At 69.9% G+C, this 25,195-nt stretch carries 24 protein-coding genes and 1 pseudogene; 10 read left to right on the top strand and 15 right to left on the bottom strand.

Features of this window, described 5'->3' with window-relative positions; translation table 11 throughout:
* Window positions 1-31: 31 nt before the first annotated feature.
* From AB0A63_RS32180 to infC, 5 genes are all read right to left on the bottom strand, one after another.
* On the bottom strand, window positions 32-982 hold the full coding sequence (locus AB0A63_RS32180; RefSeq protein ID WP_360397841.1) for a S41 family peptidase: 951 nt from the start codon (window positions 980-982) through the stop codon (window positions 32-34).
* 53 nt (window positions 983-1,035) lie between these two features.
* A complete protein-coding gene (locus AB0A63_RS32175) occupies window positions 1,036-1,875 on the bottom strand; it encodes an RNA methyltransferase (RefSeq protein ID WP_360397883.1) in 840 nt (279 codons plus the stop codon).
* Complete coding sequence (gene rplT, locus AB0A63_RS32170) at window positions 1,872-2,261, bottom strand: 50S ribosomal protein L20 (RefSeq protein WP_360397839.1); 390 nt, start codon at window positions 2,259-2,261, stop codon at window positions 1,872-1,874. The genes AB0A63_RS32175 and rplT overlap by 4 nt, the downstream gene beginning before the upstream one ends.
* An 85-nt stretch (window positions 2,262-2,346) precedes the next feature.
* A complete protein-coding gene (gene rpmI / locus AB0A63_RS32165) occupies window positions 2,347-2,541 on the bottom strand; it encodes a 50S ribosomal protein L35 (RefSeq protein ID WP_360397837.1) in 195 nt (64 codons plus the stop codon).
* Window positions 2,542-2,591: 50 nt separating this feature from the next.
* Window positions 2,592-3,206 carry a translation initiation factor IF-3 gene (infC, locus tag AB0A63_RS32160; protein ID WP_360397835.1) on the bottom strand — a complete coding sequence of 205 codons (615 nt, stop codon included), beginning with the start codon at window positions 3,204-3,206 and terminating at the stop codon, window positions 2,592-2,594.
* 283 nt (window positions 3,207-3,489) lie between these two features.
* Between infC and AB0A63_RS32155 the strand changes: the two genes are divergently transcribed.
* Window positions 3,490-3,843, top strand: a complete 354-nt coding sequence (locus AB0A63_RS32155; protein ID WP_360397833.1) for a DUF1844 domain-containing protein — start codon at window positions 3,490-3,492, stop codon at window positions 3,841-3,843.
* On the opposite strand, the gene AB0A63_RS32150 is transcribed toward AB0A63_RS32155, so the two are convergent.
* The 3 genes from AB0A63_RS32150 to AB0A63_RS32140 are packed head-to-tail and all read right to left on the bottom strand — an operon-like array spanning window position 3,837 to window position 5,251.
* Complete coding sequence (locus AB0A63_RS32150) at window positions 3,837-4,493, bottom strand: hypothetical protein (RefSeq protein ID WP_360397831.1); 657 nt, start codon at window positions 4,491-4,493, stop codon at window positions 3,837-3,839. The genes AB0A63_RS32155 and AB0A63_RS32150 overlap by 7 nt on opposite strands.
* On the bottom strand, window positions 4,490-5,080 hold the full coding sequence (locus AB0A63_RS32145) for a hypothetical protein (protein ID WP_360397829.1): 591 nt from the start codon (window positions 5,078-5,080) through the stop codon (window positions 4,490-4,492). The genes AB0A63_RS32150 and AB0A63_RS32145 overlap by 4 nt, the downstream gene beginning before the upstream one ends.
* Before the next feature lie 39 nt (window positions 5,081-5,119).
* Window positions 5,120-5,251, bottom strand: coding sequence for a hypothetical protein (locus AB0A63_RS32140; protein ID WP_360397827.1), 132 nt, complete (start codon window positions 5,249-5,251; stop codon window positions 5,120-5,122).
* Window positions 5,252-5,359: 108 nt separating this feature from the next.
* Between AB0A63_RS32140 and AB0A63_RS32135 the strand changes: the two genes are divergently transcribed.
* Window positions 5,360-5,497 (top strand): hypothetical protein, encoded by a 138-nt coding sequence (locus tag AB0A63_RS32135; RefSeq protein WP_360397825.1) that lies wholly within the window; start codon window positions 5,360-5,362, stop codon window positions 5,495-5,497.
* Window positions 5,498-5,545: 48 nt separating this feature from the next.
* Here AB0A63_RS32135 and AB0A63_RS32130 read toward each other — a convergent pair whose 3' ends face one another.
* From AB0A63_RS32130 to AB0A63_RS32120, 3 genes are read right to left on the bottom strand one after another with little or no spacing between them, the layout of a single operon-like run.
* Window positions 5,546-5,926, bottom strand: coding sequence for a Rid family detoxifying hydrolase (locus AB0A63_RS32130; protein WP_030474127.1), 381 nt, complete (start codon window positions 5,924-5,926; stop codon window positions 5,546-5,548).
* 12 nt (window positions 5,927-5,938) lie between these two features.
* On the bottom strand, window positions 5,939-6,685 hold the full coding sequence (locus tag AB0A63_RS32125) for an IclR family transcriptional regulator (protein WP_360397823.1): 747 nt from the start codon (window positions 6,683-6,685) through the stop codon (window positions 5,939-5,941).
* The gene (locus AB0A63_RS32120; protein ID WP_360397821.1) at window positions 6,686-7,651 is read right to left on the bottom strand and encodes a sugar kinase; all 966 of its coding nucleotides are present in this window, start codon (window positions 7,649-7,651) and stop codon (window positions 6,686-6,688) included.
* 85 nt (window positions 7,652-7,736) lie between these two features.
* Here AB0A63_RS32120 and AB0A63_RS32115 point away from each other — a divergent pair, with 85 nt between their 5' ends.
* The 4 genes from AB0A63_RS32115 to AB0A63_RS32100 all read left to right on the top strand — a co-directional run bounded on the left by AB0A63_RS32115 (window position 7,737) and on the right by AB0A63_RS32100 (window position 14,214).
* A complete protein-coding gene (locus AB0A63_RS32115; protein WP_360397819.1) occupies window positions 7,737-9,029 on the top strand; it encodes an amino acid deaminase in 1,293 nt (430 codons plus the stop codon).
* 15 nt (window positions 9,030-9,044) lie between these two features.
* Entirely contained in the window at window positions 9,045-10,628 is a 1,584-nt protein-coding gene (locus AB0A63_RS32110) for a D-aminoacylase (protein WP_360397817.1), read from the top strand.
* Window positions 10,625-12,028 (top strand): gluconate:H+ symporter, encoded by a 1,404-nt coding sequence (locus AB0A63_RS32105; protein WP_360397815.1) that lies wholly within the window; start codon window positions 10,625-10,627, stop codon window positions 12,026-12,028. Before AB0A63_RS32110 ends, AB0A63_RS32105 begins: the two co-directional genes overlap by 4 nt.
* A 98-nt stretch (window positions 12,029-12,126) precedes the next feature.
* Complete coding sequence (locus tag AB0A63_RS32100) at window positions 12,127-14,214, top strand: alpha-galactosidase (RefSeq protein ID WP_360397813.1); 2,088 nt, start codon at window positions 12,127-12,129, stop codon at window positions 14,212-14,214.
* A gap of 252 nt (window positions 14,215-14,466) precedes the next feature.
* Here AB0A63_RS32100 and AB0A63_RS32095 read toward each other — a convergent pair whose 3' ends face one another.
* From AB0A63_RS32095 to uvrA, 3 genes are all read right to left on the bottom strand, one after another.
* Window positions 14,467-14,934 carry an SRPBCC family protein gene (locus AB0A63_RS32095; protein WP_360397811.1) on the bottom strand — a complete coding sequence of 156 codons (468 nt, stop codon included), beginning with the start codon at window positions 14,932-14,934 and terminating at the stop codon, window positions 14,467-14,469.
* Window positions 14,935-15,062: 128 nt separating this feature from the next.
* Window positions 15,063-15,248 (bottom strand): hypothetical protein, encoded by a 186-nt coding sequence (locus AB0A63_RS32090; protein ID WP_360397809.1) that lies wholly within the window; start codon window positions 15,246-15,248, stop codon window positions 15,063-15,065.
* Window positions 15,245-18,124, bottom strand: coding sequence for an excinuclease ABC subunit UvrA (gene uvrA / locus AB0A63_RS32085; protein ID WP_360397807.1), 2,880 nt, complete (start codon window positions 18,122-18,124; stop codon window positions 15,245-15,247). The genes AB0A63_RS32090 and uvrA overlap by 4 nt, the downstream gene beginning before the upstream one ends.
* A gap of 223 nt (window positions 18,125-18,347) precedes the next feature.
* Here uvrA and AB0A63_RS32080 point away from each other — a divergent pair.
* Window positions 18,348-19,025: pseudogene (locus AB0A63_RS32080) on the top strand (maleylpyruvate isomerase family mycothiol-dependent enzyme); the annotation flags it as partial.
* On the opposite strand, the gene AB0A63_RS32075 reads toward AB0A63_RS32080, so the two are convergent.
* Window positions 18,959-20,107, bottom strand: coding sequence for an acyltransferase (locus AB0A63_RS32075; protein WP_360397805.1), 1,149 nt, complete (start codon window positions 20,105-20,107; stop codon window positions 18,959-18,961). The pseudogene AB0A63_RS32080 and the gene AB0A63_RS32075 overlap by 67 nt on opposite strands.
* A gap of 148 nt (window positions 20,108-20,255) precedes the next feature.
* Here AB0A63_RS32075 and AB0A63_RS32070 point away from each other — a divergent pair, with 148 nt between their 5' ends.
* The 3 genes from AB0A63_RS32070 to AB0A63_RS32060 all read left to right on the top strand — a co-directional run bounded on the left by AB0A63_RS32070 (window position 20,256) and on the right by AB0A63_RS32060 (window position 25,158).
* Window positions 20,256-20,933 carry an MBL fold metallo-hydrolase gene (locus AB0A63_RS32070; RefSeq protein ID WP_360397803.1) on the top strand — a complete coding sequence of 226 codons (678 nt, stop codon included), beginning with the start codon at window positions 20,256-20,258 and terminating at the stop codon, window positions 20,931-20,933.
* Between the two features lie 369 nt (window positions 20,934-21,302).
* Entirely contained in the window at window positions 21,303-22,244 is a 942-nt protein-coding gene (locus tag AB0A63_RS32065; RefSeq protein ID WP_360397801.1) for a hypothetical protein, read from the top strand.
* On the top strand, window positions 22,231-25,158 hold the full coding sequence (locus tag AB0A63_RS32060; protein ID WP_360397799.1) for a hypothetical protein: 2,928 nt from the start codon (window positions 22,231-22,233) through the stop codon (window positions 25,156-25,158). The genes AB0A63_RS32065 and AB0A63_RS32060 overlap by 14 nt, the downstream gene beginning before the upstream one ends.
* Window positions 25,159-25,195 lie beyond the last annotated feature (37 nt).

The following is a 25,195-nucleotide window of genomic DNA, read 5'->3' as shown; positions in this document are numbered from 1 at the left end:
CCAGGAGAGCACGAAAGGGCCCCGCGTGCGGTCACACCGAGGTGAGGGCGGCGGTCGCGGCCTCGTGGATGGCGCGGCGCGGGCCGTCGGAGCCCAGGGTCAGGACGTGGGTCAGGGCCTCGCGGTACGCGACGTCGAACGCATCGGCGGCGGACACCTCGACGTGCGGCACGACACCGACGCCCTCCCAGTTGGTGCCGGACACCGGGTTGATGGCACGGCCGTTCGGGATGGACGACTTGAGGTGCGGGCCGACGCGGTAGCGGTCGCCGGGGTGCGCCCCGCCCTTCGTCGTCTCGCCGACGAGGGTGGCGCGCTCGTTCTGCCGCAGGTTGTAGCTGAGCTCCTCGGCACCGGAGAACGTGCGGCCGCTCGTCAGCACGTACACCGGCTTGGTGCCGCCGAACTTCGGGCCCGGCACGTGCGGCAACGTCCAGAACTGCTGCGTCGAGTCGGCGGGCCGGTTGTAGATGTCGTTGAGGTGCACCGGCTCGTCGAACAGGTAGCTGCAGATCAACGCGACCGTGTGCGGGTCACCGCCGCCGTTGGCGCGCAGGTCGATGATCAGCGCGTCGGTGTGGGCGAGCAGCGTCATGGCCGCGGTGACGGCCGGGGTGGCGATCTCGGCGTCGTGCAGCAGGCGCAGGGCCAGCAGGCCGACGTTGCCGGCGAGCCGTTCGACGCGGGTGATGCCGAACGCGTCCAGCTCGGCCTCCCGCCGGTACGCCACCGGGTCCCACGCCGACCCCTGGTCGGACTCGGACACCTCGTCGTGGCTGTGCAGGAGCCGCAGGTGCTTGTCGCCGTTGACCTTCTGCAGGTCCTCGGTCACGAGCGCGGCGAACCGCTCGTCGTCCACGTCGGCGTACGCGCCCTCGGCGAGCCGGCCGCGCAGGACCGCGGCGATCTCGACCGCCGTGTCCGGGAAGACGTAGTAGGCGGTGAGCTGGGAGCAGAGGAGTTCGATCTCGGGTTCGCGCACCGGCACACGATACGAAAAACGCGTCTGCGCGCCAGCGGTTTTCCGCGGCCCGGTCAGCTGCGCTGGTCGCGGGCGGAGGCGTAGAGGCAGACCGCGGCGGCCGTCGCCAGGTTGAGGCTCTCGGCGGCCCCGTACAGCGGCACCTTCAGCGCGGTGTCGAGGGAGGCGACCACGTCGTCGGGCAGCCCGTGCGCCTCGCTGCCGAACACCCACGCGGTGGGCCGGTTCAGCTCGCCCTTGGCGGAGGCCTCGACCAGGTCCTGCTCCGCGTACCCGTCGGCGGCGACCAGGGTGAGACCGGCCGCGCGGCAGGCCGCGAAGACCTCACCGGCGTCGCGGGACCGGGCTATGGGCAGGTGGAACAGCGAGCCCGTGGAGGCGCGCACGCACTTGCCGTTGTGCGGGTCGACCGCATCGCCCGCGAAGATCACCGCGTCGGCTCCCGCCGCGTCGGCCACGCGGGTGACGGTGCCGGCGTTGCCCGGGTCGGACACGCCGTACAGCACCGCGACGAGCCGCGGAGAACCGGACAGCGCCCGGTCGAGCGGCTGCGGGACCGCGTCGCACACGGCGACGAGGCCCTGCGGTGTCACGGTCTCGGACAGCGACGCGGCGGCCTTGTCCGTCACCTCGCTGATCCGGATGCCCGCGTCGGCGGCGGTGCGGAGCAGCTCGGGGTTGCGGTCGGCGGCGGTCGCGGTGACGAAGAGCTCGTGGACCTCGCCCTGGCGCCAGGCGAGTGCTTCCCGCACGGCCTGGGCGCCCTCGACGAGGAACCGGCCTGCCTTGTCACGGCCCTGGCGGCGGGTCAGGTGGCGAGCAGCAACGACCCGAGGCGTCCGTTCGGTGAACGGAGCTGCCTCGGGTCGTTGACCGGGTGCGTGGTGGCTCAGGCCTTGTCCTCGGCCGGGGCGTTCACGTCGGCCGGGAGCGCGCCACGGGCGATCTCGACGAGGGCGGCGAACGCGGTCGCGTCGGTGACGGCGAGGTCGGCCAGGATCTTGCGGTCGACCTCGACACCGCCCAGGCGCAGGCCCTGGATGAGGCGGTTGTAGGTCATCCCGTTCGCGCGGGCAGCGGCGTTGATGCGCTGGATCCACAGCTTGCGGAAGTCGCCCTTGCGCGCACGGCGGTCGCGGTACGCGTAGTTGAGCGAGTGGAGCACCTGCTCCTTGGCCTTGCGGTACAGCCTCGAACGCTGACCGCGGTAGCCGCTGGCCAGCTCGAGGGTGGTACGGCGCTTCTTCTGGGCGTTCACAGCCCGCTTGACGCGTGCCACGGGTCCATCCTGTCGATCTCATGGGGGCGGTGCTCACCAGAGCCTGGTGCTGCCGCCCCGAAATTAGCTAGGGGGTCGAAGCAGGTCAGAGACCGAGCAGCTTCTTCATGCGGGGGGCGTCGGCCGGGGAGACCACGGTCGTGCCGGCCATGCGACGCGTCTCACGGCTGGACTTGACCTCCAGGCGGTGGCGCTTGCCCGTCTTCTCGCGGACGACCTTCCCGCTGCCGGTCACCCGGACTCGCTTCGCGGTGCCCTTGTGCGTCTTGTTCTTCGGCATTTCCGTCCTCGTCTCGTGCTACCCACCGGGTCGGGGGCGGCCATGCGTCCTTATTCGGTGGCCTCGGCGGCTTCGTCGGCTTCGACGACGCCGTCCTGCTCCTGCTTGACCGGACGCGGCTTGATGTTCTTGTGCGGCGCCAACACCATGATCATGTTGCGGCCGTCCTGCTTGGGGTTCGACTCGACGAAGCCCAGCTCCGCGACGTCCTCCGCCAGCTTCTGCAACAACCGGTAGCCGAGCTCGGGGCGCGACTGCTCGCGACCGCGGAACATGATGGTCACCTTGACCTTGTTCCCGTGCGAGAGGAAGCGGGCCACGTGGCCCTTCTTCGTCTGGTAGTCGTGCGGGTCGATCTTCGGCCGGAGCTTCTGCTCCTTGATGACCGTCAGCTGCTGGTTCCGACGGGACTCGCGCGCCTTCTGCGCGGTCTCGTACTTGAACTTGCCGTAGTCCATCAGCTTGCAGACCGGCGGGCGAGCCTGAGCGGCGACCTCGACGAGGTCGAGATCCGCTTCCTGCGCGAGTCGGAGCGCGTCCTCGATGCGAACGATCCCGACCTGCTCACCATTCGGCCCGACCAGACGAACTTCCGGCACCCGAATGCGGTCGTTGATGCGCGGCTCGGTGCTGACGGGTGCACCGCGGTTCGAGGGACTTGTCATTCACGTCCTTTGAGACTCGTTTGCGCCAAAAACAAGAGCCCCGTCGTCGATGACGACAGGGCCCGCTTCCGACCGATCACAGACCTGGCGGAGGGCACCCGTGCGCCCTGCTGCCAGGAGGACCGGACCCGGCCACCTCAACAAGCGGTGATCGCGGGTGGGAGCGGGGCTCCACTTGCCGCTCCCGCACGAGCGGGAGCTGGTCGCGTCGGAAATAGTAGCAGACGCGGTTGTCAACCCCCGAATCGAGGCCGGGTGGGGTCCGCTTGCTTGAATGGGCGGCGTGACCGATCCGCTTGAAGGCACCCTTGAAGACGACGTCCGCGACCTGGGCGACGTCCCCAGCATCGAGGTCATCAGCCGTGCGGCCGTGATGCTGCTGTCCGCCGCCGCGGAGCGCCTCGGCCTCGCGGACCCGGACCCGGACAGCTCGCCGCGCCGCGACCTCGACGAGGCCCGCCGCCTGATCACGGCGCTGGCCGGCCTGGTGACCGCCTCGTCGGAGTACCTCGGCCCGCACGCCGCACCGCTGAAGGACGGTCTCCAGTCGGTGCAGCGCGCGTTCCGCGAGGCCTCCGTCGTGCCCGACGAGCCGGGTCAGGGCCCCGGCGAGAAGTTCACCGGTCCCGTCTACTGATCCGCCCGCACGACCACGGGCTCCCACGGCTGGGCGCTCACCGAGAACACCGGTGAGGCCCGCTGGCCGGTGGCGGCGCGGAACGCGACGCTGGTGCCGTTGGGCAGCGGGCCGATCTCGACCTGCTCGCCCGGCGGTTCGTCGCCCACCGACAGCCCGAGCACCCGCGAGCCCGGCACGACCGAGACGGTGACCTGGTCGAGCACCGGCGGCCCGCCCACGTAGCTGAGGTGGAACTCGTCCGGTGCGCCCGGTGTGATCTCGAACGAGGGCATGCCGCGCCGCCGCCGTTCGGCCGAGACGCTCTCGGCGACCTCCTCGACCCGCTCGATCGCGAACTGCCCAGCCCGCTGCGCCTCGTCGGCCAGCATCCGCGCAGCACCGGCCGCGTCCTGAGCGTTCACCGCCGCGCCACGGGCCTCGTCGACGCCCCTGCGCGCGTCCTCGGCCGCCTTGCGCGACTCCTCGACCGCCGTCTTGGCCTGCAACGCGCTCGAGGTGGCCTGCTCGACGGCCTTGCGGGCCGCCGCGGCCTCCTCCTGCGCCTTGCGCGCCGCCTCCTGCGCGTTCTTCGCCTCCCGCGCCTGCCACAGCGCCACCGCCACCGAGCACAGCGACACCACGGCGGCGATCACCGCGATGGCGGTCATGCCCGCACCCCCAGCGAGGCGAGCTCGCGCCGGGCCAGCTCGTCGATCACGTCGGTGTCGCCGGTGCGCCACGCCACCGCGGGATCTCCGCCGAACTTCGCGAGCTGCCGCGGCGAGAGGCTGGTGAGCGCCCTCAGCGCCAGCAGGTCCGGCTTGTCGCGCAGCCGCGCGACCCCGGCGGCCCTGCGCGCGTACCGCAGCCGGACCGGCAACCACGTGATCAGCAGGAACAGCACCGGGACGACGACCAGCGCCGCGGCGAGCCAGAACGCGGAGTCCTGCACCACGCCGATCTGCGCGTTGCCCGCGTCGGTCAGGGTCTCGCCGGCCTTGGTGCCGTTGCCCAAAGCCCCGGACAGGTCCTCCCCGACGAAGGGGACGCCCCTGGCCTTGCCGGCGGCGTTGGTGAAGACGTCGCGGATGCTGACGCCCGCGCTGACCAGCCCGTCGCCCGGCGCCCGCAGCTCGAGCACCCAGTCGTGGACCGTGGTGGCCACCCAGATCCAGAGCGCCACCCACCCGACGGCGAGGAGGTCTGCCACCACCTGACGCGTGAGCCTGACCGGTCTGTCCGCGTACCACTTCATGGGGCGGATGCTGCCACGTGACCAATCCGGCGTCGATGATCACTCCGCCGCCGCGGTCCCCGCCCTGATCCGCGCGGCCCACTCCGCACCGCTCTGCCGGCCGAGCCACCCGCCGTAGAGCAGTGAATAGCGCCTGTTCAGGTCGCTCCAGCAGGCGTTGACCAGCGCCACCGCCTCGTCGTGCGGCAGGTCGTCGGCTCGGTGCTCAACAACATCAGCTGCTGATCGGAGTCCGCGAAGTCCTCGGCCTCACGCCGATGCGTTCAGAACGCCACGTGCGTGGTCACCGGCACGACGTCGTCGTACGGCTCGGAGATCGAGAACAACGCCGTCACCGGTCGTTCGGCCTGGCGCAGGCACTCGCGGGCGAAGGGCGCACCTCCCAGCCGGGAGGTGCACCCCAGGAAACCGCAGTAGCCGGTGTCCGGCGCGCTGTGCGGGCGAAAAAGCCCGCCGAGCGGGTCGTCAGTCCACGACGGCCAGTGCGTCGATCTCCACCAGCAACCCGGCCGGCAGTCCCACGTACACGGTGGTCCGCGCCGGGGCCGGGTCGGTGACGAACTCGCCGTAGACCTCGTTCAGCTCCGCGAAGTGCGCGGTGTCGGTGAGGTACACGCGGATCATCACGACGTCGTCGATGGACGCGCCACCGGCGGCGAGCACGGCGTTGAGGTTCGCGAACGTCTGGCGGGTCTGCTCGGCGACGGTGGTGCCGACGATCTCACCGGAGGACGGGTCGAACGCGACCTGGCCGGCCACCTGCAGGATGTTGCCCTTGCGCACACCCTGCGAGAAGCGGGCCACCGGCTGCGGCGCGTCGGCAGTCTTGATCTCAACCTTGGACAACGGTAAATCCCCTTACCTCGGAACGTGACCGCATTCGACGGAAGCGGCCTCTGCGGTGGCGAGCAGTTCTGGCAGGTGCGCGAGCAGCCCGTCGAAGTCGAGCAGCACCTTGGGCACGGACATCGAGACGGCCGCGATCACCTCGCCGCGGGCACCGCGGATGGGTGCGGCGATGCAGTGGATGAAGTCCTCGTGCTCGGCGTTGTCGACGGCGTACCCGTTGGCGCGCACGCGGTCCAGCTCGGCGAGGTAGCCGGCGCGACCGGTGATGGTGTTCGCCGTCAGGCGCGGGAACTCCATGGTCGCCAGCACCTTCTGCAACGCGGCGGGCGGGAGGCCGGACAGCAGGATCTTGGCCACGGCGGTGCAGTGCAGCGGGGCGCGGCGGCCGATGCGGGAGTACATGCGCATCGGGTGCGAGGACTCGTACTTGTCGATGTAGATGACCTCACCGTCCTCATAGGACGCGAGGTGGAGGGTGTAGCCGAGCTTGGAGTTCAGCTCGCGCAACGCGGGTTCGGCGGCGCGGCGCACGTCGCGTTCCTCCAGGGCGCGGTGGGCGAGGTCGAACAGCGCCGTGCCGAGCCGGTAGTGGTGCACGCCGTCGCGCTGGACGAACCGGTGCGTCTCCAGGGTGCGCAGCAGGCGCAGCGTCGTGGACTTGTGCACGCCGATCACGCCGGACAGCTCGTCCAGCGTCTTCGGGCCGGTCGCGAGCTGGCCCACCAGCGTGAGCGCGCGGTCGAGGCTCTGGCTCATCTACCCCTCCAGCCGGGCGGCGGCCCAGGTCTGCGGATCGGCGTGCAGCAGGCGTGCTGTCACGTCGCCGGGCAAAGGATCGCCGACGTCCTCCGCGGTCAGCAAAGCGGAGGCCGCCTGCAGGTGCCCCGCCCGCAGCCGCACCGAGGGCGGCTCGCCGGCCAGGGTCGCCGCGAGGAACCCCGCCGCGAACGCGTCACCGGCGCCCACGGGTTCCACGACCCGCACCTCCAGCGCCGGTTCGAACCACGAACCCGAGTCCTCCAGCAGCGTCGCGCCGTCCGCGCCGTGCTTGACGACCAGCGACTTCGGGCCGGGCAGCAACGCGCGCAGCCGCGCGGGGTCGCCGGTCCCCCACACCAGCTCGGCCTCGTCGGCGCCGGCCAGCACGACGTCGGCCAGGTCGGCGAGCTCGCGCAGCACCCGCGGGTCGCGGTCGGTCCACAGCGCCGGCCGCCAGTTCAGGTCGAACGAGATCCGGAACCCGTGCCGCGGCCTGCGCAGCAGCTCCCGCAGCAGGGCGAGGCAGGAGTCGGACAACGCGGCCGTGATCCCGCTGAGGTGCACGAGCGCGACCTCGTCCAGGCCGAGCCGGTCGATCATCTCCGGGCCCATGCCGGAGGCCGCCGACCCGCGCCGGTAGTAGCGCACCGGGCTGCCGTGCGGTGAGGCCTCCTTCACGTACAGGCCGGTCGGCCGCGCCGGGTCGACCCGCACCCCGGAGACGTCCACGCCGAACCCGCCGACGGTGTCGAGCACGGCACGGCCGAACGAGTCGTCGCCGACCGCGCTCACCCACGACGAGGACACGCCCAGGCGCGACAGGTGGCAGGCGACGTTGGACTCGGCACCGCCGATGGCGCGGTGCCAGGTGCTTACCAGGTGCACGGGACCGGGTTCAGCCGGAACCATCATCACCATGGTCTCGCCGAGACACACGACACCGCCAACGTGTTCGAACCGCATGCGTGCTCCAGAGGTGTTCGTTGACGGCGGCGCACCCGAATGCTACACACTCCAGCATCACATCGCGCAATGGGAGTTGCAAAATATGCAACAACTGACGGAGATGAACCTCTCCGCGGTCGCCGGCATCCGGTCCGAACGCGTCGACTGGCGGTTCAAGGGCCTGCCGTCGAGCGTCTTCGGCTCGACGATCGGCGAGGTCGCGGACCGCCGCCTCGACCTGTTCGCCGACGAGTTCGTCGGCCCGCTGGTCGTGCTCGACGCGGACGCGTTGGAGCACAACCTGACGACGATGGCGACGTGGTGCGACAACCACGGCGTCAAGCTCGCGCCGCACGGCAAGACGACGATGGCGCCACAGCTGTTCCAGCGGCAGATCGAGCACGGCATCTGGGGCCTGACCGCGGCCAACGCGTCGCAGGCACGCGTCTACCGGGCGTTCGGCGTGCAGCGCGTCCTGCTCGCCAACCAGCTGCTCGACCCGGCCGGCCTGCGCTGGCTGGTCGCCGAGCAGGACGCGGACCCGCGGTTCGAGTTCAGCTGCTGGGTCGACTCCGAGGCCGGTGTCGCGCTGATGAGCGAGACGCTGCAGGAGCTCCAGCCGGGACGGCCGGTGGACGTGCTGGTCGAGCTGGGCGCACCCGGCGGCCGCACCGGCGCGCGGGACGTGGAGACCGCGCTGGCCGTGGCCCGCGCGGCCGCCCAGAGCCCGGTGCTGCGCCTGGTCGGAGCGGGCGGCTACGAGGGCGCCCTGGCGCACGACGCGTCCGAGTCGTCGCAGTCCGTCGTGGACCGCTACCTCGCCGACCTGCGCGGGCTCGTGGTCCAGCTCGCCGACGCCGGTCTGTTCGACGAGCTCGACGAGGTGGTCGTCACCGCCGGCGGCAGCGCGTACTTCGACCAGGTCGCGGCGACGCTGACGCAGCCGTGGCCGATGCCGGTCACCCCGGTGCTGCGCAGCGGCGCGTACATCACGCACGACGACGGCTTCTACCGCGGCATCTCGCCGTTCGCGCGGATCGACGGCGTGGAGCCGTTCCGGCCGGCGCTCAAGGCGTGGGCCCAGGTGACCTCACGGCCCCAGCGCGACCTGGCGCTGCTCACGATCGGCAAGCGCGACGCGTCGTTCGACGAGGGCCTGCCGGAGCCGCAGCTGCTGCGCCGCCGCGACGGCGCGGTCGCCCCGTTGACCCAGGCCGAGGTGACCGCGCTGAACGACCAGCACGCGTTCCTGAAGCTCGGTCCCGAGGCCACGGTCCGGGTCGGCGACTGGGTCGGGCTGGGCCTGTCGCACCCCTGCACGGTGTTCGACAAGTGGCAGCTGATCCCGGTCGTGCAGGGCACGACCGTGGTCGACCTGATCCGCACCTACTTCTAGAAGGGAAGTGCCCTGATGGACGACGTCGTCCTGCGCGGACCACTGATCGCCGACGGCACGGGCGCGCCCGCCTACCAGGCGGACGTGGGGATCAAGGACGGCGTCATCTCGTCCATCGGCAGCGGGATCTCCGCCACGCGGTCGATCGACGCGGACGGGCTCGTGCTCGCGCCGGGGTTCATCGACATGCACTCGCACTCGGACCTGCGCATCCTCGCCGAGCCGGACCACCTGGCGAAGGTCTCGCAAGGGGTCACGACCGAGGTGCTCGGCCAGGACGGCCTGTCCTACGCGCCGGTGAACGACGAGGTGCTCGCCACGCTGCGCGGCCAGCTCGCCGGGTGGAACGACGACCCGCCGGGCTTCGACTGGAACTGGCGCTCGGTCGGGCAGTACCTCGACCGGCTCGACCAGGGCATCGCGGTCAACGCCGCGTACCTGGTGCCGCAGGGGACGCTGCGGATGCTCGCCGTCGGCTGGGAGGACCGGCCGGCGACCGGGGCCGAGCTGCTCGCGATGAAGGACGAGCTCGCGAAGTCGTTGGCGGAGGGCGCTTTCGGCATGTCCTCCGGGCTCACCTACACGCCCGGCATGTACGCGGACACGTCCGAGCTGGTGCAGCTCTGTGAGGTCGTCGGGAGCCACGGCGGTTTCTACAGCCCGCACCACCGCAGCTACGGCGCGGGCGCGCTGGAGGCGTACGCCGAGATGGTGGACGTGTCGAAGCGCTCCGGCTGCCCGCTGCACCTCGCGCACGCCACGATGAACTTCCCGGTGAACAAGGGCAGGGCACCGGAGCTGCTGGCGCTGCTGGACGACGCGATCGCGGGCGGTGCCGACATCTCGCTGGACACCTACCCGTACCTGCCGGGCGCGACGTACCTGTCCGCGCTGCTCCCGTCCTGGGCGACGGAGGGCGGACCGGACAGCGCGCTGGCCCGGTTGTCCGATGTGGACACCCGTGAGCGCATCCGTGCGGAGATCGAGGAGATCGGCTCGGACGGCTGCCACGGCGTGCCGGTCGACTGGGACTCCATCGAGATCAACGGGGTCCGCAACGACCGCAACGCGCACCTCGTCGGCGCGAGCGTCCTGCGGTCCGCGGCACGGCTCGGGCGCACCCCGGCCGACCTGTACTTCGACGTGTTGGTCGATGAACGCCTGGGTACCTCCTGCCTCATGCACGTGGGGCACGAGGAGAACGTGCAGGCGATCATGAGGCACCCGGCGCACACCGGCGGCAGCGACGGGCTGCTCGTCGGCGACCGCCCCCACCCGCGCGCGTGGGGCACGTTCCCCCGCTACTTCGCGCGCTACGTCCGCGAGCTGGGCGTGCTGAGCCTGGAGGAGTGCGTCGAGCACCTCACCGGCCGGGCCGCCAAACGCTTGCGGCTCACCGACCGGGGTCTGGTCCGCGAGGGGTTCGCGGCCGACCTGGTGCTGTTCGACGCGGCCACGATCGCCGACACGGCGACCTTCGACCAGCCGAGGCAGCAGGCCACCGGCATCCCGTTCGTGTTCTGCAACGGGGTACCGGTGATCGACGACGGAACCGCCACCGGCGCATTGCCAGGCCATTCACTCAGGAGCCGCCCGTGATCGACTGGTTGCAACACTCAACACCGGGTCTGCTGACCCTCGCGGTGGTCAGCATCGCGGTGCTGCTCCTGCTGATCATCAAGTTCAAGGTCGAGCCGTTCATCGCGCTGATCGTCGTCGCCCTGCTGGTTGCGCTCCTCGCGGGCGTGCCGGTGGAGCAGCTGGTCGGGTCGGCGCAGAAGGCCTCGGACTCGTTGCTGGAGAAGGGCTTCGGCTCCATCCTCGGGCACATCGCCGCGATCATCGGCCTCGGCACGCTGCTGGGCGCGATCCTCGAGGCGTCCGGCGGCGCACAGGTGCTGATGGACAAGCTGATGAACGCGTTCGGCGAGAAGAAGGCGCCGGTCGCGATCGGCCTCGCCGGCCTGATCTTCGGTGTGCCGGTCTTCTTCGACATCGGCATCTTCGTGCTCGCGCCGCTCGTCTACGTGGCGGCCAAGCGCAGCGGCAAGTCGATCGTGTTGTTCGCCATGCCGTTGCTCGCGGGCCTTTCGGTCATGCACGCGTTCATGCCACCTCACCCGGGACCGGTGGCGGCAGCCGGTCTGCTGGGGGTGTCGCTCGGCTGGATCATCATCATGGGTCTCGCGGTGGCGCTCCCGTCGTGGTTCGTCGGCGGTGTCCTGTACTCGTACTGGATCGGCAAGCGCATCAACGTGCCCGTCCCGGAGGAGATGCTGGCGGCGGCCGAGGTCGCGCGGGCGGAGAACGGTGGCGACGACCGCGACCCGCCGTCGCTCGGCCTGGTGCTCTCGATCATCGGCCTGCCGCTGGTGCTGATCCTCGCCGGCACGTTCGGCTCGATCCTGCTGACCAAGGGCACGCGGCTGTACTCGGTGGCGACGTTCTTCGGCACGCCCGCGGTGGCGCTGACGATCTCGGTACTGCTCGCGTTCTGGCTGCTGGGTTTCCGGCGCGGCATGACGCGGGAGAAGGTGGCGGAGCTGTCCGCCGCGTCGTTGAAGCCGGTCGCGATGATCCTGCTCGTGGTCGGTGCCGGTGGCTTCTTCGGCGCCGTGCTGGCCGCGACGGGCATCGGCAAGACCCTGGCGGGCGAGCTGTCCGACCTCGGCCTGCCGGTGATCGCGCTGGCGTACGTGATCAGCTGCGTCATCCGGATCGCGCAGGGTTCGGCGACGGTCGCGATCGTGACGACCGCGGGCATCGTGGCACCGGTGCTGTCGGACCTGAACTACTCGCAGCCCCAGCTCGCACTGGTCGTGATGGCGATCGCGTCCGGTTCGATCATCGCCTCGCACGTGAACGACGGCGGGTTCTGGATCGTGTCGCGCTACTTCGGGCTGTCGGTGAAGGAGACGCTGCAGTCGTGGACCGTGCTGGAGACCATCCTGTCGGTGGTCGGTTTCGTGGTCGCGGCGCTCATCAGTCTGATCATCTGATCGGACAAAACCCAACAAGTTCCAACGCTTGACAACGCGGGCCCCGGATCTGAGGATCGGCACATTGTTCAGTTGTGTTTGATGTGGACGGGGCCCGCATGAGCAACACGGAGGTCGTGCACCTGCACGACGACACCTCCAGCGTCGTCATCACCGTCGAGGGCGCAGGCCTGCCGGTCGTGGCGCACTGGGGGCGCACCCTCGGGGACCTCGGCCAGGCCGCACTGCGCGGCCTGGCCGGCGTCGTCTCGTGGAGCAACCCGAACAACACCCCGGACGTCCCCGTCCCGCTCGCGCTGCTGCCCGACGCCGGTGCCGGGTACTCCGGCCGTCCGGGTCTGCGCGGGCACCGCGGCGGTGAGCACTTCGCCCCGGCGCTCCAGGTCACCTCGTCCTCGGCCGAGGACCGGATCTTCCGCTACGCCGCCTCCGACGCGGCGGCCGAGCTGACCGTCACCGGCACCGTCGAGCTGCTGGAGTCCGGCATGCTCCGGCTGCGACACGTCGTCCGCAACGACGGCACGACGCCGTACGCGCTGGAGGGCGTGGAGACCGCGCTGCCCGTCCCGTCGCACGCCACCGAGCTGCTCGACTTCACCGGCCGCTGGAGCCGCGAACGCCAGCCGCAGCGGCAGGCGTTCCACCACGGCTCGTGGGTGCGGGAGAGCCGGCGCGGGCGCACCGGGCACGACGCGACCATCGGGTTGCTGGCGGGCACGCCGGGGTTCTCGTTCCGCGACGGCGAGGTGTGGGCGCTGCACGTGGCGTGGAGCGGCAACCACGTGACGTACGCGGAGAACCAGGTCGACGGCACGCCCGTCCTCGGTGGCGGCGAGCTGCTGCTGCCGGGCGAGATCACGCTGGCCGCGGGCCAGGAGTACGAGACGCCGTGGCTGTACGCGGCCTACTCGCCGGCGGGCGTCGACGGCATCAGCGCGGCCTTCCACCGGCAGCTGCGGGAACGCCCGCGGCGGCCGCGGCCGGTCGTGCTGAACACCTGGGAGGCCGTCTACTTCGACCACGACCTGGGGCGGCTGACCGCGCTGGCCGACACCGCCGCGGCGATGGGCGTGGAGCGGTTCGTGCTGGACGACGGCTGGTTCCGGCACCGCCGCGACGACACCGCCGGGCTCGGTGACTGGTTCGTCGACGAGACCGTGTGGCCGGACGGGCTGACCCCGCTGATCAAGCACGTGCGCGCGCTCGGCATGGAGTTCGGCCTCTGGTTCGAGCCGGAGATGGTCAACCCGGACTCCGACCTCTACCGCGCCCACCCGGACTGGGTGCTCGGGCCGCGTCCCGGCGTGCTGCCGCCGCCGTCGCGCCACCAGCAGGTGCTGAACATCGCGCACCCGGAGGCGTACGCCTACATCCTCGACCGCGTGTCGTCGGTGCTGGCGGACAACGACATCGCGTTCGTGAAGTGGGACCACAACCGCGACCTGATCGGCTCGCGCGTGCACGAGCAGACCGCCGCGTTCTACCGGCTGCTCGACGAGCTGCGGCTGCGGCACCCGCACGTGGAGATCGAGAGCTGCTCGTCCGGCGGCGGGCGGATCGACCTCGGCGTGCTCGCGCGCACCGACCGCGTGTGGACGTCGGACTGCAACGACGCCCTGGAACGGCAGCTGATCCAGCGGTGGACCGGTGTGTTCCTGCCACCGGAGCTGATGGGCGCGCACGTCGGCCCGACGAAGTCGCACACCACCGGGCGTGTGCACGACCTGTCGTTCCGCGCGGCCACGGCGTTGTTCGGGCACTTCGGGATCGAGTGGGACATCAACTCGGCCACCGACTCCGAACGCGCCGGACTGCAGGCGGTGATCGAGTACTACAAGGACGTGCGGTCGCTGGTGCACAGCGGGGTCGTCGTGCACTCCGACCACCCGGACCCCGCGGCGTGGGTGCACGGCGTCGTGGCCGCCGACCGGTCCGAGGCGTTCTTCGCCTACGTCCAGCTCACGACCTCGACGCAGACCAAGCCGCGCCGCGTGCGGCTGCCGGGCCTCGACCCAGAGCGGACGTACCGGCTCTCGTTCGACGCGCCCGCCGGCCGACCGCGGCTGACGCAGCGGGGTCCCGCGCGCTGGGAGACCGTGGAGCTGCCCGGTTCCGTGCTGTCGGACGTCGGGGTCCAGCTGCCGGTCCTGGAACCGGAGCAGGCGGTGCTGCTGCGCCTGCGGTGAGAGACGGGAAGAGCCCCGGCGGGAACATCCCGCCGGGGCTCCTCTCTCCCCTGTGGGCCCGGTCGCCGCGGCGACCACCGCCCTCCACACGCAGGGCGGGCCACACCGGTTCACAACGATCTTGAACTTCTTCCAGTCGGCGACCACACGCCGAGCAGCTGGGCCGGTTGGTGCGCCACCTGTCCGCCGGCGACTGAGCCGGTTCCGCGCACACGGGCGGCCGGTCGTGCGGAGCTGGCGCCCGCGCCGAGGTCAGGACTCGGGGCGGCTCGCGGCCCGGACCTCCAGCTGCTGCTTCAGCCCCTTGAGGCCGCCGCGCATCATCAGGTCGTGGTTGCCGCGGAAGAACGGCTTCGCGATCAGCACCAGCCGCCGCAGCAGCGCCTTGTTGACCACGACCTCCTGGTCGAACACCAGGTCGGTGCCACCGTCGCGGCCGATGATCTCCCAGCCGGCGAAGCCCTCCAGGTCACCGGTCAGCGTCGCGCGCAGCAGACCCGCCTGCTGGTTGCGGATGCTGTGCCGCGCCCGGATGACGAGGTCGAAGGGCAGGAACGACCGGCAGCGGAGCTCACCGGTCTCATCGTCGATCTTCGTCGCCGACTTGACCTCCGGCCACCACCGCGGGTAGTTCGCGATGTCGGACAGCACCTCGTACACGGCTGCCGGCGGCGCGCAGACATGCCACACGCTGCGGAACCGGTAGCGGTTGAGTGACACGTCAGAATCATCCCGGATAGCTCGTGGGAGTCACAGTCCCTCGACAGAAGTCACATCGAGAGATCGATTCCCCACGACCGGGAATTCGGCTCCAGTACCGCTCAAGCAGGACCCGAGCGGCGCCTAGTTCACTTGTCGGCGAGGCGGGGAAACCGTTCCAGGGTTCGCAACCAGCCGACAGCCGCGACACGGCGGAGTGCCTGCTCCGACATGTCGAGCGCCTCAACGAGGCTGAAGGGGTACGCCACGGGCACGCCGCGCGACGCCGCAAGGGCGCGCTCGCGGTGGGCCAGCGCATCGAGTGGGATCATCACCCTGCCGCCGACACCTCCTCATTCCCGAGCACCTGCAGCAGGAACTGCCCCGTGTAGCTCTCCTCCACCTGCGAGATCTGCTCGGGTGTGCCCTCTGCTACGACCATACCGCCGCCGGAGCCCCCTTCGGGACCCATGTCGACGATCCAGTCGGACGTCTTGATGACGTCGAGGTTGTGCTCGATGACGATGACGGTGTTGCCCTTGTCCACCAGCCCGTTGATGACGCCCAGCAGCTTGCGGATGTCCTCGAAGTGCAGACCCGTCGTCGGCTCGTCGAGGATGTAGACCGTCTTGCCGGTCGACCGCTTCTGCAGCTCGGAGGCGAGCTTCACGCGCTGCGCCTCACCACCGGACAGCGTGGGTGCCGGCTGGCCGAGCCGCACGTAGCCGAGACCGACCTCGACCAGCGTCTTCAGGTGGCGGTGGATGGCGTTGATCGGCTCGAAGAACGTCGCGGCCTCCTCGATCGGCATGTCGAGGACCTCGGAGATCGTCTTGCCCTTGTAGTGCACCTCCAGGGTCTCGCGGTTGTACCGCGCGCCCTTGCACACCTCACAGGGGACGTAGACGTCCGGGAGGAAGTTCATCTCGATCTTGATCGTGCCGTCGCCCGCGCACGCCTCGCAGCGGCCGCCCTTGACGTTGAACGAGAACCGGCCCGGCTGGTAGCCGCGGACCTTCGCCTCGGTCGTCGCCGCGAAGAGCTTGCGGATGTGGTCGAACACGCCCGTGTAGGTGGCCGGGTTCGACCGCGGGGTGCGGCCGATCGGCGATTGGTCGACCTGCACCAGCTTGTCGACCAGGTCCAGGCCCTTGATCCGGGTGTGCCGGCCGGGCACCTGGCGGGCGCCGTTGAGCTTGTTCGCGAGCACGGTCGCGAGGATGTCGTTGACCAGCGTCGACTTGCCGGAGCCGGACACGCCGGTGACCGAGGTGAGCGAGCCGAGCGGGAACGACACCTCGATGCCGCGCAGGTTGTGCTCGCGCGCGCCGACGACCGTGAGCTGGCGCTTCTTGTCGATCTTGCGGCGCTTCGCGGGCATCGGGATCGACTTGCGGCCGGACAGGTAGGCGCCGGTGATCGACTCCTTGTTGCTCAGCAGCTTCTTGTACGGGCCGCTGTGCACGACCTTGCCACCGTGCTCACCGGCGCCGGGACCGATGTCGACGACCCAGTCGGAAGTGCGGATCGTGTCCTCGTCGTGCTCGACGACGATCAGCGTGTTGCCCAGGTCGCGCAGCCGGGTCAGCGTCTCGATCAACCGGTGGTTGTCGCGCTGGTGCAGGCCGATCGACGGCTCGTCCAGCACGTACAGCACGCCGACCAGGCCGGAGCCGATCTGGGTGGCGAGCCGGATGCGCTGCGCCTCACCGCCGGACAGCGTGCCGGAGGCGCGGTCGAGCGAGAGGTAGTCGAGGCCGACGTCGAGCAGGAAGTGCAGGCGGGCCTGGATCTCCTTGAGCACCGCGCCCGCGATCATCGACTCGCGCTTGCCGAGCTTGAGGCCGTCGAGGAAGTCCGAGCACTCGCCGACGCTCATCGCGCAGACCTCGGCGATGGACTTGTCGCCCTTTTTGCCGTGGTGCAGCGTGACCGCGAGGATCTCGGGCTTGAGGCGGGTGCCGGCGCACGCGGGGCACGGGACCTCCCGCATGTAGCCCTCGTACTTCTCCCGCATGTAGTCGGACTCGGTCTGCTCCTGGCGCCGTTCGAGGAACGGGATCACGCCCTCGTAGTTGGCGTAGTAGGAGCGCTCACGGCCGTAGCGGTTGCGGTAGCGGACGTGCACCTGCTCGTCGATGCCGTGCAGGATCGCCTTCTGCGCCTTCGCGGGCAGGTGGCGCCACTGCTGGTCCATCCGGTAGCCGATGGTCTCGCCGAGCGACTGCAGCAGGCGCGTGAAGTACTCGGCGGTCTGCCCGCCTGCCCACGGCGCGATGGCGCCCTCTTCGAGCGTCAGCTCGTCGTCGGGGACCACGAGCTCCGGGTCGACCTCCTTGCGCACGCCGATGCCGGTGCAGACCACGCAGGCGCCGTACGGGGAGTTGAACGAGAACGACCGCGGCTCCAGGTCCTCGATCGCGAGCGGGTGGCCGTTGGGGCAGGCCAGGTTCTCCGAGAAGCCCCTGACCCGGTTCGGGTCGGTCTCCGGCAGGTCGACGAACTCCAGCTCGACCAGGCCGTCGGCGAGCCTGAGCGCGGTCTCGACCGAGTCGGTCAGGCGCTGCTTGGACGACGCCTTGACGCTCAGCCGGTCGATGACGACCGCGATGTGGTGCTTCTCCTGCTTCTTGAGCTTCGGCACCTCGCCCAGCGCGTGGACGACCCCGTCGACCTTCGCTCGCGAGTAGCCCTGCGACTGCAGGTTCTGGAACAGGTCGAGGTACTCGCCCTTGCGGCCGCGGATGACCGGCGCGAGCACCTGGAACTTGGTGCCCTGCTCCATGGCGAGCACCTGGTCGACGATCTCCTGCGGCGTCTGCTTGCCGATCGCCTCACCGCACTGCGGGCAGTGCGGCTTGCCGGCGCGCGCGTAGAGCAGGCGCAGGTAGTCGTAGACCTCGGTGATGGTGCCGACGGTCGAGCGCGGATTGCGGCTCGTGGACTTCTGGTCGATGGAGACCGCGGGCGAGAGGCCCTCGATGAAGTCGACGTCGGGCTTGTCCATCTGCCCGAGGAACTGGCGCGCGTACGCCGACAGCGACTCGACGTAGCGGCGCTGCCCCTCGGCGAAGATCGTGTCGAACGCGAGGCTCGACTTGCCGGAGCCGGACAGCCCCGTGAAGACGATGAGGCTGTCCCGCGGCAGGTCGAGATCCACGCTGCGCAGGTTGTGCTCGCGGGCGCCGCGAACGACAAGACGGTCTGCCACTGGGGTCCCTTCGGCTGCGATTGGCGGGTCACTCACGCCACACTCTTCCGAACAAGCGTTCGAAGCGTACTAGCACCGTTCCGGAGGCTGTGACCGACCCGCGAACCATGCTAGGTGCCACCACCGACAAAAACGGATCGGGCGGCTTCCGCATTCCCCTGAACAGGCTCTACCTCCTAGGCTGGGCACTTCGATCAGCCTCAACGTCGGGGAGAGGCAGCACATGACCTACACGCCGTCCACGCAGCACACGTCGGTGCCGTCGCCGCGGGGAGTGCCCGACCGGCACCTGACCGCGGTGCGGCAGGCGACGGACGTGCTGTACGAGGTCGTCGAGGAGCTGGACGAGACCGCGGTGCGCGGCCCCAGCCTGCTGCCCGGCTGGACCCGCGGGCACGTCGTCGCCCACCTCGCGCGCAACGCCGACGCGCTGGTGAACCTGCTCACCTGGGCCAAGACCGGGGTCGAGCACCAGGCGTACGCGTCGCGCGCGGACCGCGACGCCGACATCGAAGAGGGCTCCCGCAGGCTGCTGCAGGTGATCAGGGCCGACCTCGACTCCGCCTGCCAGCGCTTCGACGCGGCCTGCCGCGACCTGCCCGCGCACGCCTGGCGTTCCGAGGTCGCCTCGCCCAAGGGCGCGTCGATCCCGGCGTCGTCCGTGCCGTTCCTGCGACTGCGCGAGCTGTGGATCCACCTGGTCGACCTCGACGCCGGCGTGACGTTCGACGACCTGCCGGCCGACCTCGTGGAGGAGTTCCTCGACGACGTCCTGCGCCAGTTCGAGGGCCGTGTCGACGCGTTCTCGGTCGAGGTCACCCTGCCCGGCGGCGCTCAGCGCAGCTGGGAGCTCACCGGCCCGGAGAGCCGCAGCTCGGTGAGCGGGCCGGCGAGCGCCGTGCTGGCGTGGCTGACCGGCCGTTCCGACGGCTCCGAGCTGCGCGGCGAGCTGCCGGAGCTGCCCGACTGGGCCTGAGTGAGCAGCCGGTAGGCGGGCCGTTCGACGAACTTCGTGAGCGCCCAGCCGAGCACGACCGCCGAGGTGAGGAAGCCGGCGAGCAGCCACCAGGACCGCAGCCCGGCGTTGTGCATGCGGTCCATCACCACGGTGCCGATCTGCTGGTGCACCAGGTAGACGCCGTACGAGATGCCCGCGAGCCACGTGACGGCCCGCTGGACCGGGTTGAAGAACACCCAATCGGGTCCAGCGGCCGCCGCGCACACGAGCAGTAGCAGCACGCCGAAGCCGATCGTCGATCCGTACTCGGTCGTGTGAACCGCCTGTGCCACCAACGTGGCGGTCAGCAGTGCGCCCAGGTGCGCCGTGCCCATCCGGTGTTTGGACCACAGCCAGATGGCAATCCCTGCGGCGAAGAGCTGCGCGCGGTGCAGCGCGAACCCGTTGTAGATCGTGAAGAGCGCGTACGAGTGGTCCAGCAACGGCCGCAGCAGCAGCGGGGTGACGACGAGCCCCCACAGGAAGACCCGCAGCCCGGTCCCGCGCAGCCGCTTGACCAGCAGCGCACCCGCGACGAACGCGCAGATCTGCACCGGGACCGTCCAGTAGGCGAAGTCGACGATGTCGACGTCCGGGAACCACTGGTTGACGAGCAGCAGGTTGTAGACGACGTCACGGCCGTCGAGCTGGCTCCACCCCTCCGGCGCGACCCATCTCTGCACGGCGTAGGTGAGCAGCACGGCGGCCATGTAGGCGGGCAGCAGCCGCGCGAGTCTTCTCCACACGAAGCGGCCCGGCCGGCCGTGGCTGAGGGTGGCGCAGGCGAAGAAGGCCGAGACGACCATCAGGGTGCTGGCGCCCATCGACATCGGGAAGGTGAACGGCAACGGCCCCAGGTCGGGGTGGCTGCTGACGCTCGTGAGCGTGGCGTGGTGGAGCAGCACGCATCCGATGGCGACGACCCTGAGGACGTCCCAGCTGACCCGCCGGGTCGTCCGGGACTTGTGTCGTTGCTCTGGGATCACGAGAGGTGGGGACCTGTTCGTCGATGCGGGTTGGTGCCTTCGGAGTACGCGGCGACGGATTGTCGACCTTTACTTACCCTATGAGTGCAACCTGTATGCAACCTGAAGGTGTGCGGCGCACGGCCCGGAGCGACTACCGTCAGCCACCGTGGACGTACTCGAGAACTACACCGGTCACGTCGAGCCCGGCGGCCCCGCGGCCAGCCGCACCCTCCCCGCGCTGACCATCACGAAGATCTCCGTCGGACCGATGGACAACAACGCCTACCTGCTCGTTTGCCGGTCCACGAACGAGGCGTTGCTCATCGACGCGGCCAACGACCACGAGCGCCTGTCCGCCCTGCTCGACCAACTCCCCACGCGCCCGGCGCTGCGCACGATCGTGACCACGCACCAGCACGCCGATCACTGGCAGGCACTCGAACCCCTGGCCACCACCCACGGCTGCACGACCGCCGCCCACGAGCTGGACGCCGCGGTCCTCCCCGTCGCACCGGACGTCCTCGTGGACCACAACGACACCATCGACGTGGGAGAAGTCCCCCTGACGGTGATCCACCTGCGCGGCCACACCCCGGGCTCGATCGCGATCTTGTACGACGACCCGGACGGCCGCCCGCACCTCTTCACCGGAGATTCACTCTTCCCGGGGGGTGTGGGCAAGACCACCTCGCCCGACAACTTCGCCTCGCTCATCAACGACGTCGAGGACCGCGTGTTCGCGGTGCTGCCCGACGAGACGTGGTTCTACCCCGGTCACGGCGACGACTCGACCCTCGGCGAGCAGCGCCCGTCCCTCGCGGAGTGGCGCGCCCGCGGCTGGTGACTTTCGGCCGAGTGGGGAGCCCGCTGAGGTGGGCTCCCACTGCCGTCATCAGACTTCGAGCCCTTGAAGTCGTCGGCGTTGCGTGTGTACAGCGGTAGTCCACGCGATGATGCGACACCAGCGATCATCAGATCCATCCGTCGGTGTAGGTGCAGGTGTCGAGCACCCCGGACGCGGACGTTCAGCCGCGGTTGCTCTCCCATGGATCGAAGTCGCCCACGCGGTCCTCGCTACGCGGTCCCAGATGCGTTCACCGTTCGTCTGATTCGCTCTCCTGGGGAGGTGCAGGCAGGACCGCTTCACCGGCAACACGTGGTTCTACGCCGGCGACGACTCGACCCTCGGCGAGCAGCACCTGTCTCTCGCGGCGTGGCGCGCCGCCTGCGGCCGGTGACCTGGGCGATCGTGATCTTCCCGGTACGTCCCGAACGACATTGGGAAGAACCGCGGTCGCGGGAGGTGCTCCGCGGATATTCTGGCTCGATGGCTGCCATTCTCGGTGTGCACGGCATCTGGTGTGATCAGGCGACCGGTCCCGCTACTCAGCGGGAGTGGACCGAGCGGGTGCGCATCGGCCTGCAGGAGAACCACCACCCCGATCCGCACTCCGTAGAGGTCCGCGTCGCCTACTACGGGCACCTCTACCTGGACGGCAAGGGCACCACCGGGATCACGGCGGACGACCCCGAGGACCTGGACGAGTTCGAGCAGGAAATCCTGTTCGGCATGGTCGAAGCAGCCGGGATCGCGCCTGCGGGTTCCGGACAGGACAAGCTGGGTCTTCCCTCTTCGTTCCAGACCGCCCTGCGCGGTCTGGTGAACACCCCGTTCTTCGGTTCGGCGACCACGTCCGGGGTGCTGTGGCTGATCAAGCAGGTGCGCAGGTACTTCGCCGACACCGCGTTCCGCGCGGCCGTGCACCGGGAGATCGAGATCGCGATGGAGGACGACACGAAGGTCGTGGTCGCGCATTCGCTGGGCAGCGTCGCCGCGTACGAGGCGTTGCGCGCACATCCGGAGTGGCCGGCCCGCACCCTGATCACCCTGGGATCCCCGTTGGGTCTTCCCGGCATCATGAAGCGGATCTCGCCCGCCCTGTCGCGCGGAACTGAGTGGCCGGGGTCGGTGCGGACGTGGGTGAACGTGGCGGCGAAGGAGGATCCGGTCGCTCTCGTGAAGAAGCTGCGGACGCCGTACGACCGCCGCATCGACGATCGGCCGGCGATCAACACCATCATCCGCGGTCATGACGCGTCCCAATACCTTCGGAACCTGAGCACTGCCACGGCGTTGATAGATGCACTCCGCTGAGCGCTTCTTCCTGATCGGTGCGCTGTCGGACTACTCCGGCCACAGGAAGCTCGACGCCGACGACGTGACCCGGGAAGTCGCGTTGATGCGCGCGGCGTTCACGAACCTCGGCTACACCGAGATCGAGCCGCCCGAAGAAGACCGGCGTGGCCCGGTCGAGCTGGAGCAGGCGCTGGAAGACTGGGTGACCGAGCGGGAGGCGACCTCCCGCGACGGCGACCGGGCGAGCCTGGTCGTCTACTACACGGGACACGGCGTCGTCTCCACACCGAACACCCTGTTCCTGCCATCGGCGGACGCCACGCCACCGCCCCCTGGCAAACCAGTGACGCCGAGCGCCCGTTTCGTCCCCGCGGCCAACCTGGCCAGTTGGGCTCTCAACACGCACGTCCTCGACGACTTCCTCCTGATTGTCGACACGTGCATGTCCGGCACGGCCGGGCTGAACATCGTGAAGCTGGAAGCCGAGGCGTCTGGCACGAGCGGCCGTGGACCGAACCTGTGGGTCATCTCCGCGGCCCGCAGGTTGGAGAACGCGGAGGTGGGCAAGTTCGCGGAGGCCTTCACCGCGAGCCTGGCCTCAGCCGAGGGGAACCAGGAACAGATCGACATCACCAAGTTCGTCGGCGTGATCAACGAGCACCTGGACACCGCGTCCCAGCAGGCCAATCTGATCGCTTTGACCAACAACACGTGCGGTCTGCTGCTGGACCCGCATCACATGCCGAGGCAGCTGCCGGACGGTCTGGTCAGCTGGGTGGGGTCCGCGCGCGGCGTGGAGGCGGCTGAGCAGCCGGGCTGGTACTTCACCGGACGCAGAGAGGCCCTCGCAGCGATCGACGAGCACCTGGGTGACGACCGGCCGGGCCCGCTCGTGATCACCGGATCGCGCGGCTCGGGGAAGACCGCGTTGCTGCGCTGGACCCAGATCACCACGTCCAGGGAGCTCTGGGCAGCGGTGCCGCCCGTCGCTCAACGGCGCACGGGCCGGGTGCGGTCCGACTTGGCGGTCGACTACCTCCCGCTCAGCCGCCTGACACCCATGAGCACGGTGCTCGGTCACACCGCAACGGAGACGCAGCGATCAGTTCTGCTGGTCGACGTGTCCGCGACGGAACCGCCCACACAGGACGTGCTGGATCAGGTCGTGGCTCTGGCGCAACGGCCGGGGCTCCGCGTGGTGGTGGCCGGTCCTCCGAGCGTCCTCGCGTCCGTGGCGGCGGCACGACGGGTCGACCTCGACGACTACGCGGCCGACCTACCGGACTACCTGCGATTCCGCGCAACCAGATCACCTGATACGCGGAGCAGGGAAGCCGAGCTGGCACGCAGGTTCGACGAGGTGACCGACCAGTGCTGCGAGTCCTTCCAGGCCGCCGCGCACGCGGCGGGAGCATTGGTGGATACGGGGGACGTCGACCAAGCGGTCCCAGCAGTGGGAAGGGTTCTGACGGGCTACTGCGAACAGGAGCTCGCCACCGACCACTCGCACTCCCGGGTCTCCCAGTTGCTCTCGCCACTCGCTCTGCGCAAGCCGTTGACGGTCCGTCAATGGGCACGGCTCGCCACAGCGCTCTCGAACCAGCCGTGCACCGAGGACGACGTCCTGGTCGTCGTGGGCCGGCTCGGCAGGTACCTCACGCACGACGAGGAGAAGGACACCTGGCTGCTGCGGTTCAGCCTGCAGGGCGGCGCATACCGGACTTCGGACGCAACGTTGCTCCCCGCTCTGCTCGGTCTCATCCCCACGAACGGGGGGCACGAACGGCACTGGGACTCCGCCGATCACGTGTACCTGGAACTGCTGGCGGGAGTGGCCGCCAGGCCTCAGGGCGTGGACCTGCTCGACGACGCCAGTTTCCTCCTGGCGGCTCCGAGCAGCGCCATCGGCGAAGCTTTGCGCGCGGTGGGCAAAGAGCCGCTCCTCGAGGTGTGGCATCGAATCCGCCACTCGTCACTGCCCCGGCCGTCCCGGTCGATCCTGCTGGCGTTGCACGCGCACGCGGCCGGGTTGACCCACCTGGCCGAGCAGGCGCGGGTGACCGGTGTGCCGGTCGAGGTGCAGCGCTACCGGCCCTGCCCGGAGGACACCGACGAAATCACCCTCGTCGCCGTCGACAGCGGGTCGGACGCGGCGCACTGCGTGACGGTCCACGACGACGAGGTCGTCACCGTCTGGAGCCCCTCCTCGTTCGAGGTGGCACATCGGCTCGGACACGCCGATATCAGGGACATATCAGCATGCGCGGTGACGACCGTCGACGGTGAGCCGATGGTGGTGCTCGGAACCCACACCGGCCTGGTAGCGATCTGGGACTGCGCGCGAAAGGAACTGATCACCGTCGAAGCAGCCGAGCGCATCGAGGCCGTCTCCGTCGACACCGACCTCCGCGTCGCCGCGCTCGGGGACGGCGTGCTGCACATGATCGACGGCCGTGACGGCCGAGCGCTCCAGGAACCGGTCGACGTGCCCGACGCGAAAGCGGTGTGCATCGCCCGCACCGTGCTGTCGGTTGCGACGGAGACCGGCCTTCTGCACCTGTGGAACAGGAACAGCACCGCGAGACCCACCGTCCGCACGGCGTACCGCGGTGGCTACTCCAGCGCCTTGGCGTTGTCCTACGACGGCATCAGTGCGGCATGGATGCACGACGAAGTCCTGTGGGTCGATGCGCCCGGAAGACCCGCGTACGCGCTCGGCCGCCTCAACGGTGTGGAAAGCCTGGCAGTGGGAGATCGCTGGGTCGCCGCGGTGCGAGCCACGCAGGACAACTCGGTGCGCGTCTGGCATCTTTCGACCGGCCAGTCCTTCGACGTGCCGCTCCACGAAGCCGGTGTGGCGGCCGCGTTCACGAGGGCGGACCTGCTCCTGGTCACCACCAGGTCCGCCCTGGTCAGCCTGCGGCTGGGCTGAACGGGCGACGACTGTTACGTCTGGAGACCAGCCAGCG

The sequence above is a fragment of the Lentzea sp. NPDC042327 genome, from assembly GCF_040647275.1.
Lineage (GTDB): Bacteria > Actinomycetota > Actinomycetes > Mycobacteriales > Pseudonocardiaceae > Lentzea.
The sequence above is the reverse complement of the archived record's forward strand: the minus strand, read 5'-3'. Positions and strand labels throughout refer to the sequence as shown.